Raw genomic sequence first — 13,919 nt, forward strand, 5'->3', positions numbered from 1 at the left:
TGTCCCCTTTGTGGTGGTTTTTGTTTGCGCGGACGCTAGGGGCGGACCTGGCCGGTGCCTCGGAGCTTGTATTTGTAGGTGGTGAGGGCCTCGGCGGCAAAGGGACCACGGGCGTGGAGTTTTTGGGTCGAGATGCCGATCTCGGCGCCCAGGCCAAACTCGCCGCCGTCTGTGAAGCGCGTGCTGGCGTTGGCGTACACGGCCGAGGCATCGACCGCATCCAGGAAGCGCTCGCAAGCATCCGTGTCCTCGGCAACGATGGCCTCGGAGTGCATCGTGCCGTAGCGGTTGATGTGTGCGATGGCCTCGTCCTCGCTCGCCACGACCTTCACGCTCATCTCGAGCGCCAGATACTCGCGACCCCAGTCCTCCTCAGTCGCGGCAACGTAGTCATCACCCTCGGCAAGCCCAGCATCGGCGCATGCGGCGCACGTGGCCTCGTCGCCGTGAATGAGCACGCCGTGGTCATGCAGCACGGTCACGACCGCGGGCAAAAACGCATCGGCCACAGCACGGTCGACCAGCAGCGACTCGGCGGCATTGCACACGCCTACGCGCTGGGTCTTGGCATTAACGATAATGTTGAGCGCCTTATCAAAGTCGGCGGATTCATGCACGTAGATGTGGCAGTTGCCCGTGCCCGTCTCGATCACCGGCACAAGCGACTCGCGCACGCAGCGCTGAATCAGGCCCGCACCGCCACGCGGAATGAGCACGTCGACGATGCCGCGGAGCTTCATGAGCTCGCCGGTGGCCTCGCGATCAGTGGACTCGATCATCGAGATAGCCTCGCGCGGGAAGCCCTGGGCCTCAAGCGCATCGGCCAGCAGTTCGGCAATCATGGCGCACGAGTGATACGCCAGCGAACCGCCGCGCAGAATGCAGGCGTTGCCGGTGCGGATGCAGATACCCGCGGCATCGGCCGTCACGTTGGGGCGCGCCTCATAGACCATGGCGACCAGGCCCAGCGGCACGCTCACGCGGGTGAGGTCCACGCCGCTTGCAAGCACGCGGTGGTCGAGCACGCGGCCGACAGGATCGGGCAGCTCGGCAAGCTTCTCCAGGCCGGCGGCCATGCCCTCGACGCGCTCGGGCGTCAGCAACAGGCGATCGAAGAGCCCCGCCGAGGTGCCCGCATCGCGCGCGGCGGACATATCGAGCTCGTTGGCGGCAACGATGGAGTCGGCGCCATCGCGCAGCGCCGCGGCCATGGCGCGCACGGCCTCCTGACGCTGCTCATCGCTCGCCGTGGCAAGCGATGCCGACGCCGCCTTGGCAGCAACGGCAAGATCGTGGACATACGTAGCTATATCGACCGACATGGACGGCCCTTTCTCTTAGTTGTTTGCCAACCATGGTAGCCGATTTATGCGCATCCTCGCCGACGGCGGTAGAATTGGTCAACCCGAAACACCGCAACGAATGGAAGCATTACATGGCGCTCATCACTTCGTACCACGTCCCCGGCCTGTATGTCGAGGACCACAGCATCGATGTCCCTCTCGACTGGCGCGGCCTGGAGCCGATGCTCCTGGCCGTCGGCAGCACCATGCGCCGCGGCGCTATGCCGGCACCCATCGCCGGCGCGCCCGAGAGCATCAAGCTCTTCTACCGCGTGGTTTGCGCGCCCGACCGCATCAACGACGATCTGCCACTGCTCCTGTTTTTGCAGGGCGGCCCCGGCGGCGAGAGCCCGCGTCCGCTCTCGCCCACGAGCGACGGTTGGATTGAGGAAGCCGTCAAGCACTTCCGCGTGGTCCTTCCCGACCAGCGCGGCACCGGACGCAGTAGCTGCGTGGACGGGCGCACGATTGCCGCACTGGGCGAGCGCGCCGAGGCGGCAGGCTCCGATGCCGCACGCTCGCAGGCGGACTTCCTCAAGCGCCACCTCGCCAGCTCCATCGTGCGCGATTTTGAGTACCTGCGCCTCGTGGGCTTTGGCGGCAAACCGTGGGTCACGCTCGGCCAAAGCTACGGCGGCTTTTTAACGTTGAGCTATCTATCGCTCTTCCCCGAGGGCGTGGCGGCGAGCTTTACCTGTGGTGGCATCCCCCACGTCCCGGCGAGCGCCAGCGAGGTCTACGCGCACACCTTCCCGCGCATGGCGGCCAAGACGCAGCAGTATTATGACCGCTACCCCGCCGACGTTGAGCGGGTGGCAGCCCTGGCCGATGCGATCGAAGAGCAAAAGCCCGTGCTACCCGACGGCTCGCCGATGACGGTCGAGCGCCTGCAGCTCATGGGCAGCGACTTTGGCATGAAGCCGAGCTTTGAGCGCATGCACTGGATTATCGACCATGCGTTTGTTGATGGCGACGGCACGCTGGGCTGCGGTGCCTCAGTATCCGATAGCTTTTTGATGCGCGCTTTCGAGCGCACCAACACGCGCACGAATCCGCTGTACTGGACGCTGCAAGAGTTCATCTACGCCGATGGCGACACCATGCCCATTCGCTGGGCCGCGGCAGAGGAAAAGGCACACCGCGCCGAGTTCGACACGCTCGCGCGCCCGCTCATGTTTACCGGCGAGGCCATGTTCCCGTGGATGTTCGAGCAGATGCCCGAACTTAAGCCCTTCAAGCCCGCGATGGACCTGCTGATGGAAGACACAAGCTGGGACAAGATCTACGACCCGCAGCGTTTGGCATGCAACGAGGTGCCACTCCAGGCCGCGGTGTATTTCGACGACATGTACGTCGATTCGGGTATGCAGCTCGACACACTCAGCCGCGTGGGCAACTCGCACGCCTGGGTGACCAACGAGTTCGAGCACGACGGCCTGCACGGCAGCGTGGTGTTCAAGCACCTCTTCGACGAAGCCCTCAACCGCGGAGACCTGCGCCGGATCTTCTAGCAAAGGAGTGTCCAAAAGTGCCGGCACAATAGGAACGTCCCCAAGTGCCGGCAGTGGGACCCCGCTGCCTCAACGAGTTGCGGTGAAAAAGGGACTGTTAAAGGCTTTAAAGCCGCCAAACCATCCCTATTTCACCGCAACTTACGATATGCCGGCGTTACGGCCATCGCAGGTAGAAGGCGGAAAGCGAAAACGCCCCTAAGCGAGCAAGGTGACGTGAAAGAGGAGGGCATTGACCTTTTGGTCATGCCCGACGATTGAACGTCAGATTGCCGCTTAGGGGCGTTTGCAGCGTCAATTGGTTAGGCGAAGACGATCAGATTATCTCGATGAATCGCGGGCTTCTCGGCCAGGTCTGCCAGCAGGCGGTTGCCGGCGATCTGGTCCTGACGGCGGCCGGCTGCAAGCTCCAGCACGTCCGAATCGGCCTCGGCGATACCACGGGCGACGACCATACCGCTCGGATCGCACACATCGAGCACATCACCCTCGGCAAACTCGCCATCGACCTCACGAATACCCACCGCAAGCAGGGAAGAACCACGGCTGACCAGCGCCTTCGCAGCGCCGTCGTCAACCGTTACCGAGCCATGTGCCTTGTCACCCAGCGCGATCCACAGCTTGCGGGGCGCAATATCCAGGCGCTCCGCCGGCGGGTCGAACAGCGTGCCCACGCTCTCGCCGCGGGCCAGGCGCACGAGCGCATCGGGCTCCTCGCCCGAGCAAATCACGCTCTGAATGCCAGCCGTCATCAAAATGCGGCTCGCGCGGATCTTGGTGATCATGCCGCCGGTGCCCACCGACGTCGAAGAATCGCCCGCCGAGGCAATGATCTTGGCATCGATTTTGCGCACGACCGGGACAAACTCGGCCGTCGGATCCTCATGCGGATTGGCGGTGTAGAGGCCGTCGATGTCGGACAGCGTCACGCACAAGTCCGCCGAAACCAAGCAGCTCACGAGGGCCGCGAGCGTATCGTTGTCGCCGAACTTAATCTCGTCGACGGTGACGGTGTCGTTTTCGTTGACGACCGGCACCACGCCCAGCTCCACCAGGCGCAGCAGGGCGTCGCGCGCGTGCAGGTAGGACGTACGGCGCGCCGTGTCATGGCGCGTGAGCAGCACGAGCGAGGTGAGTAGGTCGCGCGCATGGAACTCCTCGTCGTAGGCCGACGAGATGATGCACTGGCCGGCCGAGGCGCAGGCCTGCAGGCTCGGCAGATCGCCAACCGGTTTGCGGTCGAAACCCAGAACGGGATAGCCACAGGCAATGGCGCCGGAGCTCACCACGACCAAGCGCCAGCCGAGCTTGCGCAGGGCCGCGGCCTGATCGGCAAGCCCGCCGATAAAGGCGCGGTTGACCTTGCCATCGGCGCCCACCACCGTGGACGAGCCGATCTTTACCACCATCGTTTTATAAGAAGTCGTCATACGTCAAACCAATCGAGTGTTGAGCGTTCGGGCGAGCTGGAGCTGCCGGGGCACCTGGTGCGGGACGGACAAATATGATCCGTTTTCCTCCGTCCCCTTCGGGTCATTTTGCCCAGGGGAAGGCCGAAGCCGCGGCCATGTTCTTGCGCACGAGCTCGTCGCGCACCTGGGCCAGGCCCTGTTCCATACCCACCACGTAGGTCTGCGGATACAGGAAGCGCTTGAAAGCCGCGTCCAGATGATCGAGTGCCCAAGCACAGCGCTCGCGCGCGTCCTCGATGTTCTCACGCGGAGCCACCGCGCTGCCGTCGCGCACAATCGGCATCAGCAGCTCACGATACTCAAGCTCGGACACATCGGTCACCAAGGCAGCATCGTTCACGGCCACGAGGGTATTGCCGCGCGCGGCGCCCTCACCTGCCAGATGGTCCTCGTCATAGATCATGTCGCAGACCGGGCCGCCAAAGCCATCGTAATAACGGCGCACGCGCTGCACGCCGGGAATCGTGCGCTTGTAGGGCTGCTCGGAAAGCTTCACCACCGGCGTCCACGGGTCCGTCTCGCTCGCGCGGCGGGCCGAAAGCTTGTACACGCCGCCCAGCGCCGGCTGATCGTAGCAGGTCGCGAGCTTGGTGCCCACGCCAAAGTTATCGATGGGCGCGCCCTGGTCGAGCAGCGACTGAATCGTGTACTCGTCCAGATCGTTGGAAACCGAGATCCCCACATAAGGCAGGCCCTCGGCATCAAAACGGCCGCGGACATACTTGGAGAGTTTAGCCAGGTCGCCCGAGTCGATGCGAATGGCCGACAGGCGCTCACCCGCCGCCTCCATCTCCTTGGCAACCGTAATGGCATGTTCGCAGCCCTCGCGCACGTCGTATGTGTCGATAAGCAGCGTGCAGTTCTTGGGGCTCGACTTGGCAAAGGCACGGAAGGCCTCGAGCTCGGAATCGAAACTCATCACCCAGCTGTGCGCATGCGTGCCAAAGACGGGAATACCGTAGCGGCGACCGGCGAGCACATTAGACGTAGAGGAACAGCCGGCAACGTAGCTCGCGCGCGCAACAGCCAGGCCGCCATCGGGACCCTGGGCACGGCGCAGGCCAAACTCGGCGACGGGGCGACCATCAGCCGCCAGTACCACGCGCGCCGTCTTGGTGGCGACGAGCGTCTGGAAGCCGACGATGTTGAGCAGCGCGGTCTCGAGCAGCTGGCACTCCAGCGACGGGCCGGTGACGCGCACCATGGGCTCGCGCGGAAAGACGAGCTCGCCCTCGGGCACGGCGTCGATATTCACGTGCGCACGGAAGTTGCGCAGGTAGTCGAGGAATGCAGGCTTAAACATCGCGCCGCCGGCTGGGGCCTGGAGCGAAGCTAGATAGTCGATGTCCTCGGGCGTAAAGCGCAGGTTCTCGACAAGCTCGGGCAGCTCGGCGGTGCCGCACATGACGGCATACGCGCTGCCAAAGGGATGGTCGCGGTAAAACGCGGTAAAACAACCCTGCTCATTGGCCTTGCCGCTCTCCCACAGGCCCTGGGCCATAGTGAGTTCGTACAGATCGGTGAGCATTGCAATGTCGGTGGGATGCGAGATGTCGGTCAAAGCCATGGGGCGACCTTTCGGATGTGTTGTGCAGAGGTTGAGGGTTGGGCGAGGCGGACGTGCGGGCATGGAGCCCGGCGCGAACAGGTTAGTGCAGGCCCATGCTGCCCGTGATCGTGTAAACCATAAAGACGATAAACGCGATGAGGGCGAGCACGATGATGATTTTTTGAGCCGGCGCCATGCCGGGGATCTCATTCTCGCCCGCAGGCTCCTTGGAGGTGACCATGCGCTGGGCAAAGGTCATCTCGTCACGGCTCGGTTTGGGCTCGACGGACTTGGGACGAGCGGCCTTTTTAGGCTGAGGCTTGGGTGCGGTGGGCGCGGGCTTCGCAGCGGCGGGCTTGGGCGCAGGCGCGGGCTTGGGCGCGGGCGCAGGCTCGGATGCAACCTTCGCAGCGGCCTCCTCGGCCTTCTCGCGCTCGGCACGCAGGGCGGCCAGCTCCTCACGCTCGCGGCGCGCCTCTTCCTGGGCCTCGCGACGAGCCTTCTCGGCGCGGAGCTCTTCCAACTCGGCGCGCTCCTCGGCAGACAGTGGTTGGGACTCAAGCTCGGCCATGGTGCAGCCCTTTCTTTTTAAAAAAAGCCGCCGACACAATGTCAGCGGCTTATCAAATCCAAGGGTGGAGACGAAGGGAGTCGAACCCTCGGCCTCTGCCATGCGACGGCAGCGCTCTCCCAACTGAGCTACGTCCCCAGGACAAGTTGATATTTTACCTACGGCTCGCCAACTGTCAACGCCCAATACCCAGTCTTTTTGGGACGGGGCTGTTTTGTCTACTTTTCGAACGTCCGAGCCACCCGATGATTTTTCTGGGACGGGGATTAAAAAATCATCGGCAAATGCACTACTTTGCGCTGGTGAGGACGCCGGTGGTGTCGAACGCCGGGGTAAAGCTCTCGTCTACCGCTCCGCCTTCTTGCCAGAACATCGTCGTAAAGCCCAGGTCGTCGGCATGATCGAGCACCTGCTCGTACTCCTCGCGCGTCACGGCGCGTGCCAACTCGCCGCCTTGCTCGCGCATGAGCGCATTGGGCGTGTACTGGTTCATGACCGAAATCGGCACGTCGCCCACCGTCTGCCACACCAGGTCCAGCACGCGGCACGAATCGTCCGCATGTCCCGGCAGCACTAGGTGACGCACGATGATGCCGCGCTTCATGAGCCCCTCGTCGTCCACCAGCTCTCCCCCGCGGCGCTCGACCTCGCGCGCCATCTGTGCCAGACCCGACACGGCCACGCGCGGGTAATCCTTAATATGAGAAAGTGACTGAGCAAGCTCGGCATCAGCATATTTAAAGTCGGTGAGCCACACATCAACCAGGTCACCCAGGGCAGCAACGGCACTCGCCCGCTCATAGCCGCTCGTGTTGTAGACGATCGGGATGTCCAGCCCGCGCTCCCGCGCTGCGGCAATCGCGGCCGGCAGCAGGTGAGCATAATGCGTCGCAGTCACCAGGTTGATGTTGTTGGCGCCCTGGTCCTGTAACTCCAGCATAATCTCGACCAGGCGCTCGGGCGAAATCTCAAGACCGAAATTACCCGTCGAGATCTCGTGGTTTTGGCAGTAGACGCATTTGAGCGAACAGCCGCTAAAGAAGATCGTGCCCGAGCCGGCCTCACCCGAGATGGGCGGCTCCTCCCACATATGGAGCGCCGCGCGGGCGACCTTAAGCGTGTCGTCGGCGCCGCACACGCCATGCGCGCCCTCATCGCGCGCCGCACCGCAACGGCGCGGACACAAATGGCAGGCAGGCGAAAAAAGTTCGGTCAACGACGTCGGCATAAAAACATGCTCCAAAACAACGATTCAGCAGCTCAAACGTAAAGGCCCGGACCGCACAGACGGCTCCAAGCCCAAGGCGCCGTAATCGTCCGACACGATTTTTGTAATGTCAAGACTGGAATCAACAAAGTGCCGCTTTATGATGTAGGTATTCCGCCCCCCGCGGAGCAACTGGGTGAACCGTCGCGTTTATTTAGGGAGCCCACACAGTCGTACTTAGTACAGGTATCCTTCGTTGTTAAGGACGCTGGAACAGTCGATGAGGGCACCCACCTGTTTTAGGTGGGTTCATTTTCGTAACGTGGGGGGTGGTTTTCTTTTGCCGATATTGCCAAAAATTGCCATCACAGATTCCGTATGACACCCAACGGCACTCGGCAGAACCCCCGCCAACATCCCAATATCTGGTAAGCGCGTGATAATCGCACGGCGCAAACCCCCGCACCCCCCCGGTCGAGTATCATGGGTCAGCTATGCCCTTTTGCGCGTAGCGCCCTTTGACCTTTTCCTTCGACGCTTGGCGGTTTTTCGATTCATGGCTTCATCCACGAGCTTCATACCGTACCTATGCGTGGCGGCCGCGGCTTTTATCACGACCCTCCTCACGGTGCCCCTGGTCAAGCGCCTGGCAATCAAGCTCGACGCCGTCGACTATCCCTCCAAGCGCCGTATCAACACTAAGCCCATCCCGCGCATGGGCGGCACCGCGGTCTTTTTGGGCCTCGTCGTCGCCTGTATTGTGCAGATCCTGGGCACCTGGTACCTGGGCTGGCCGCCCGTTTTGGTACCGCACCCGCGCCTGCACATCAGCTACCCCGTGCTGGCACTCTCCTTTACTGTGATCTTTGCGACCGGCGCAATCGATGATGTCTTCCAGCTCAAGCCCAAGCAAAAGCTGGCCGGCCAGGTGCTCGCCGCGCTCATCGCCTGCATCGGCGGCTTAAAAATCGGCGTCATCATCAACCCGTTTGCCCCCGGCGAGATCATGCTCGGCTGGCTCGCCTACCCCATCACCATTGTCTACCTGGTGGCGTTCACCAACATCATCAACCTTATCGACGGCCTCGACGGTCTGGCCACGGGCATCTGCGGCATCGCGTCGTTCACCATGTTCACGATGGCCATGCTTTCGGGCCGCATCGACGCCGCCGCGCTCTCCATCGCGCTCTTTGGCTCGTGCCTCGCCTTCTTGCGCTATAACTTCAACCCCGCGAGCATCTTCTTGGGCGACTCGGGGTCGCTGCTGTTGGGCTTCGCTTTGGGCTCCATCTCGCTGCTCAACGTGAGCCGCACCGCCGCGCTCACCTCACTCATCATCCCGCTCATCGTAGCCGGCGTGCCCATCATCGACACGTTCAGCGCCATCGTGCGCCGCAAGCGCGCCCACATTAGCATCGGACAGGCTGACAAGGGCCACATCCACCACCGCCTGATCCAAGAGGGTTACAACCAAAAGCAGGCCGTGCTGCTCATCTACGCCTGGTGCATCATGCTTTCGGCCGGCGCCGCCGCGATCAATCAGGTCGAGGTGCCCACGCGCGTGCTCATCTTTACCGTGCTCGCCATTGGCTCGACGGCCTTCGCCAAACACCTGCACCTGTTTGAGCCCGTCCTGCGTCACCATTACAACAAGCGCACACACGAGGACGAGCTGGTAACCCCCGACGACCCCGCTTTTAAGCAGGAGGAGCAAGCAGCCGAGGAACGTAAAGAAGAGCGCCACCACAAGCTCTAGGATAAGCTGCCGAGGATGCGCCCAGGCAACGCTGGCCAAGCGCAGCCGCGCCGCACCCATCGCACAAGCCGCCCCTCTCCCGCCCCTCGCCTACTTACGCCCAACCCCCTTCAATAAACGCGTTATCATTTTGACTAATACGCATACGTTAGGAGCAATCATGCCAAACGAGAACAGCTACGAAGTCGCGCTGCAAAAGAGCAACGCCATTCGCGAGGGTCTGGCAAAGACGCCCGAGAAGTTCACCATGCTCACCGGTGACCGCCCGACCGGACGCTTGCACCTGGGTCACTACTTCGGCACCCTCAAGGGCCGTGTTGAACTGCAGAACATGGGCGCCAAGACCAACGTACTCATCGCCGACTACCAGGTCATCACCGACCGCGACACCACCGAGCATATCCAGGACAACGTGTACAACATGGTCATGGACTACCTTGCCTGCGGCATCGACCCCGACAAGACCATGATCTACGCGCACTCCGCCGTGCCCGCCGCAAACCAGCTCATGCTGCCGTTCCTGTCGCTGGTGTCCGAGGCCGAGCTGGCGCGCAACCCCACGGTCAAGGCCGAGATGGAGGCCTCGGGCCACGAGCTTACCGGCCTTCTGCTCACCTACCCGGTGCACCAGGCCTGCGACATTCTGTTCTGCAAGGGCAACGTGGTGCCAGTCGGTCGCGATCAGCTGCCGCACATCGAGCTCACCCGCACCATCGCACGCCGCTTTAACAACCGCTACGGCAAGGTATTTCCCGAGGTCGAGGCGCTGCTGTCCGAGACCCCGCTGCTGCCCGGCCTTGACGGTCGCAAGATGAGCAAGAGCTACGGCAACGCCATCAATATTTCGATGACCGCCGAGGAGACGGCGAAGCGCATCAAGAAGAGCCAGACCGACTCCGAGCGCATGATCACGTTCGATCCCGAGAACCGCCCCGGCGTATCCGGTCTGCTTTCGACGGCCGCCATCTGCACCGGTCGTTCCGAGGTCGAGATTGCCGAGGAGATCGGCATGGGCGGCTCCGGCCAGCTCAAGAAGTACGTGACCGAGGCCGTCAACGAGTACTTCGCCCCAATCCGTGAGCGTCGCCAGCGCTACGAAAACGACCTGGATTACGTCAAGGACGTGCTGCACGAGGGCAATCGCCGCGCCAACGAGATCGCTGAGCAGACCCTGGCCGAGGTTCGGGACGCAATGGGCATGGTGTACTAGACCGATCTGCTGGCTTGAGCTGTCGATTGTTTTAGGGCGGGCGCTTCGGCGTCCGCCTTTTTTGGTGCCCGACCGGTTCGGCTCTGCCCGTTGCACTCCCCCGACAAACAGGAACAGGCCCGCTGGCAGTAAGTTGCCAGCGGGCCTGTTCCCGAAGTACACCGTTGAATCGCACAGAGGGGAGGAATGCGAATCAAACTCAACAGGGCAGGCTTTTTCATCGCCTATTGCCTGCTCTGTTGCTGAAACCAATATAGTTCACCGAGGTTTACTTTCTAGCGTCAATATGCGCCGCCATACCTTCTCCATAAGTTAGCCCCGGTAAACCTGCAACGGAAAACCACCACGAAGGGGACAGGCACCTTTGTGGTGGTTTTGGCCATGGCGGAGCTGTTAGAGTCCGGCAGGCCAGCGACAGGCGCCCAGATCGACGTGCATGGGACCGGTAAACGTCACGCTCTCCCCCATTAAGAGCTCACGCTGAGCATCGGGGCCGCCAAAAGCAAAACCCTCGCATATGCGCCCGTCGGCAAACACCACGCGGTGACAGGGAATCTCGCCGGGGCGCGGATTGCTGTGCAACGCATACCCCACGTACCGCGCACTTCGTGGACGACCGGCAAGCAGCGCCACCTGACCATACGTGGCGACCATCCCCTCAGGGATCTGCTCGACTACCTCGTACACCCGCTCAAAAAAAGCCCTCAGACGCCATTGCTCGCTCCCTTCCACCCTGAAAAGCATAAACCACCGCAAAGGGGACAGGCACCTTTGTGGTGGTTTATGGCAGGTCGGTTAGTTGGCGGGCTGGAAGAAGGCTACGGCTACGGCGCCGGGGCCTACGTGGGTGCCGATGGTGGCGCCGATGGTGTGAACGGGCAGTTCGCCCTCGGTGTGGCCAGCCCACAGCGCCGCGCTGTCCTCGACATACTTCTTGAGCACCGCATCCGAAAGGCCCGTATAGCCCAGTGCCAGCGGCATGGAAAAGTCGATGCCGCCTGCCTTTTCGACCTTTTGATTCAGCAGGTTGCGGCCGTTCTTGGAACCGCGCGCCTTGCCCAGCTGCACGATAAGGCCGTCCTCGACAGCCACCACGGGCTTTACGTTGAGCAGCGTGCCCACGGCGCCGGCCGCAGCAGACAGGCGACCGCCGCGCACCAGGTACTCCAGCGTCTCGAGCAGGCCGATGACGACCACGCGGTCACGGACGGCCTCGACAGCCGCCGCGATCTGAGCTGCACTGTGGCCCTCGTCCACCAAGCGCAGCGCGTACTCGACCAGGACGCGCTCGCCCAGGGTGACGTTGTTGCTGTCTACCACGAACACGTCGCCACCTGGCGCCTCGGCAAGTGCGGTACGGGCACTCTGATTGGTGCCTGATAGCTTAGCGCCCACGGTAATAATCACCGCCTCGTCGCCGGCCTCGCGCGCTTCGGCAATCGCCTGCGAAAACGCGTACGGGTTGACCTGGCCGGTCTTGGGCAGCTCATCGCGCTCCACGAGCATCTCGTAAAAGCGCTGGTGATCGATGTCGATGCCATCCATGTACACATCGGTGCCAAAGGTGACGGACAGCGGCAAAACGGCCAGTGCTGGGTGCTCGGCCGGCGACATATCGCTTGCGGAATCGGTAATAATGCGGACGGACATAGCGAATCCTATCTTGCGCAGGTCCCGCGCAGGGAATTTTGACAGCAAGGCCCCGGCACGGTATACGCGCTCAAACGGGACGATACAATTGTTGGCTGAAAGCTAGCGCCAGCGCGGCTCTAGATCTCGCGTAGAGTGTTGAGAATCGTACGCAGCGACGCGTACATCTGCTCACGCTGCTCCACGCCCATGGCCTTACCGGTGGTGTCGAGCACTTCGCGAATGATGCGATCGGCCTCGCTCATGCTCTCGCCGCCCAGGGCAGTCAGGCGCACCGGGGCACGGTACTTGACGGCCGCATCACCCGAATCATCGACCTCGACGTAGCCGCCCTCCTCCAGGTGTGCCAGTGTGCGCGAAACGGCGGCACGGGTAACGCCGGCCATGCGGGCGAGGTCGGCGCCAGTCAGGCCGTCCTTGCTGCGCTCGAGATAGTACAGGCACATGACGTCGGAGCCCTTGAGGCCCAGCCTTGCACCTTCGGACGTCTTGATGCGCTGAATCTCCTTGTAGAGGCCGCTGATCAGTCCGACAAAGTCCTCAAAACGTGTCTCGTCGTTCCACTGCATGGTGACGACCGCCTTTCGCTTACATGATGCTAACGGGTAAACATCTTAGACGCACGTCCGAGCCCCCCGTACCCAAACATCCCATTTGTTAACCCATCAACATAAAAACCACCACAAAGGGACAGGCACCTTTGTGGTGGTTTGGGGCATCAATAGGTTCTAGGCGCCGCTACAGCTCCACGCAGGGATTGTCGCGGGTTACAAGCGTCTTAACGACAACCGTCGCTCCCAGATAGCGCTCAAGCAGCTCGGCCAAGCGATCGATGGCGGCCTGGCAATCCCCCATCCGCTCGGGCTCCACGCACTCAATCGCCAGGAACGCATCGGCCGAATCGTCGGACAGGGCCGTTCGAACGCCGTCGCGCCAATTCCAGCAACGGCACACGGCGCCCGCATCATCGATGTAGGCGAGCTCGCCAGGCAGCGTCGGATCGTCCGCCTCCTCGCCAAGTGGCAAGAACGCGTCGCCGCCGTCGGTCACCGCCAGGCGCAGATTGCCCTCAATAGCATGCAAATCCTCACCGCCAACGGGCAGCGCATAAGTCAACGAAATCGTGTTGTAGATATCCACCGCCGGCGTGATGTGGCCGACCGGCTTGCCTTTGAGCACGCGCTTGAGCAGGTTCTCAACTGAGCAACGCGCGCCCTTTTTAGTCTTGAACAGCCGGTACGCGTCACGCCAGGCCTTAACCGGCGCATTCTCGCTGATGGTATCGCTTGTCAGGTGACGCTCCGCATCGATATTGGCGCGGTCGAGCAACGCGGAAATCGCATCCACGTCCTCCTGGGAAATCTGCGCCGCGGGCTTCATGCCCTTTACGACCACAACGCCGATAGCCGCCTGCGGAAACAGCTCCCAAAACGAATCCTCGGCAACGAAACTCTTCATATGCTCTCCCTTCATAGCGTGCGCCCGAGCCCGGGCGCCTAAACAAAAAGCGCCCTCACAGCGGCCACCTTCAAAGTCCTACGGTGCCGCCACAAGAGCGCTTACGCTGCCCCCATCCGGAGAAGGGGGCGATATGTCAGGCGTATTGTAACCTGAGTCATCCGCCCAAGCAAAACCACCACAAAGGTGCCT

The 13,919-nt window shown here is 62.3% G+C and carries 12 protein-coding genes and 1 tRNA gene; 3 read left to right on the top strand and 10 right to left on the bottom strand.

What is annotated here, in order from left to right:
- Positions 1 to 35: 35 nt before the first annotated feature.
- A complete protein-coding gene (locus KSY82_RS09385; protein WP_217751033.1) occupies positions 36 to 1,322 on the bottom strand; it encodes a glutamate-5-semialdehyde dehydrogenase in 1,287 nt (428 codons plus the stop codon).
- A gap of 113 nt (positions 1,323 to 1,435) precedes the next feature.
- Between KSY82_RS09385 and KSY82_RS09390 the strand changes: the two genes are divergently transcribed.
- On the top strand, positions 1,436 to 2,854 hold the full coding sequence (locus KSY82_RS09390; protein ID WP_254881800.1) for an alpha/beta fold hydrolase: 1,419 nt from the start codon (positions 1,436 to 1,438) through the stop codon (positions 2,852 to 2,854).
- Positions 2,855 to 3,156: 302 nt separating this feature from the next.
- Here KSY82_RS09390 and proB read toward each other — a convergent pair whose 3' ends face one another.
- The 5 genes from proB to KSY82_RS09415 form a co-directional block, all read right to left on the bottom strand.
- A complete protein-coding gene (gene proB, locus KSY82_RS09395) occupies positions 3,157 to 4,284 on the bottom strand; it encodes a glutamate 5-kinase (protein WP_217751035.1) in 1,128 nt (375 codons plus the stop codon).
- A gap of 103 nt (positions 4,285 to 4,387) precedes the next feature.
- Entirely contained in the window at positions 4,388 to 5,893 is a 1,506-nt protein-coding gene (locus KSY82_RS09400) for a nicotinate phosphoribosyltransferase (RefSeq protein ID WP_217751036.1), read from the bottom strand.
- 82 nt (positions 5,894 to 5,975) lie between these two features.
- Positions 5,976 to 6,446 carry a hypothetical protein gene (locus KSY82_RS09405; RefSeq protein ID WP_217751037.1) on the bottom strand — a complete coding sequence of 157 codons (471 nt, stop codon included), beginning with the start codon at positions 6,444 to 6,446 and terminating at the stop codon, positions 5,976 to 5,978.
- A gap of 65 nt (positions 6,447 to 6,511) precedes the next feature.
- Positions 6,512 to 6,584: transfer RNA gene (locus tag KSY82_RS09410), tRNA-Ala, on the bottom strand.
- 151 nt (positions 6,585 to 6,735) lie between these two features.
- Positions 6,736 to 7,674, bottom strand: a complete 939-nt coding sequence (locus KSY82_RS09415) for a radical SAM protein (RefSeq protein WP_217751038.1) — start codon at positions 7,672 to 7,674, stop codon at positions 6,736 to 6,738.
- 535 nt (positions 7,675 to 8,209) lie between these two features.
- Between KSY82_RS09415 and KSY82_RS09420 the strand changes: the two genes are divergently transcribed.
- A complete protein-coding gene (locus tag KSY82_RS09420) occupies positions 8,210 to 9,409 on the top strand; it encodes an MraY family glycosyltransferase (RefSeq protein ID WP_217751039.1) in 1,200 nt (399 codons plus the stop codon).
- A 160-nt stretch (positions 9,410 to 9,569) separates the two neighbouring features.
- Entirely contained in the window at positions 9,570 to 10,619 is a 1,050-nt protein-coding gene (trpS, locus tag KSY82_RS09425; protein ID WP_117776139.1) for a tryptophan--tRNA ligase, read from the top strand.
- Between the two features lie 393 nt (positions 10,620 to 11,012).
- Here trpS and KSY82_RS09430 read toward each other — a convergent pair whose 3' ends face one another.
- The 4 genes from KSY82_RS09430 to KSY82_RS09445 all read right to left on the bottom strand — a co-directional run bounded on the left by KSY82_RS09430 (position 11,013) and on the right by KSY82_RS09445 (position 13,727).
- Complete coding sequence (locus KSY82_RS09430; RefSeq protein WP_217751040.1) at positions 11,013 to 11,363, bottom strand: MGMT family protein; 351 nt, start codon at positions 11,361 to 11,363, stop codon at positions 11,013 to 11,015.
- Positions 11,364 to 11,414: 51 nt separating this feature from the next.
- Positions 11,415 to 12,269, bottom strand: a complete 855-nt coding sequence (locus KSY82_RS09435) for a DegV family protein (RefSeq protein WP_217751041.1) — start codon at positions 12,267 to 12,269, stop codon at positions 11,415 to 11,417.
- 119 nt (positions 12,270 to 12,388) lie between these two features.
- Positions 12,389 to 12,838: a MarR family winged helix-turn-helix transcriptional regulator gene (locus KSY82_RS09440; protein ID WP_217751042.1), complete on the bottom strand. Its 450-nt coding sequence runs from the start codon at positions 12,836 to 12,838 to the stop codon at positions 12,389 to 12,391.
- Positions 12,839 to 13,007: 169 nt separating this feature from the next.
- Complete coding sequence (locus tag KSY82_RS09445) at positions 13,008 to 13,727, bottom strand: B3/B4 domain-containing protein (RefSeq protein ID WP_217751043.1); 720 nt, start codon at positions 13,725 to 13,727, stop codon at positions 13,008 to 13,010.
- Positions 13,728 to 13,919: the final 192 nt, after the last annotated feature.

The sequence above is a fragment of the Collinsella aerofaciens genome (assembly GCF_019131995.1).
Taxonomy (GTDB): domain Bacteria; phylum Actinomycetota; class Coriobacteriia; order Coriobacteriales; family Coriobacteriaceae; genus Collinsella; species Collinsella aerofaciens_S.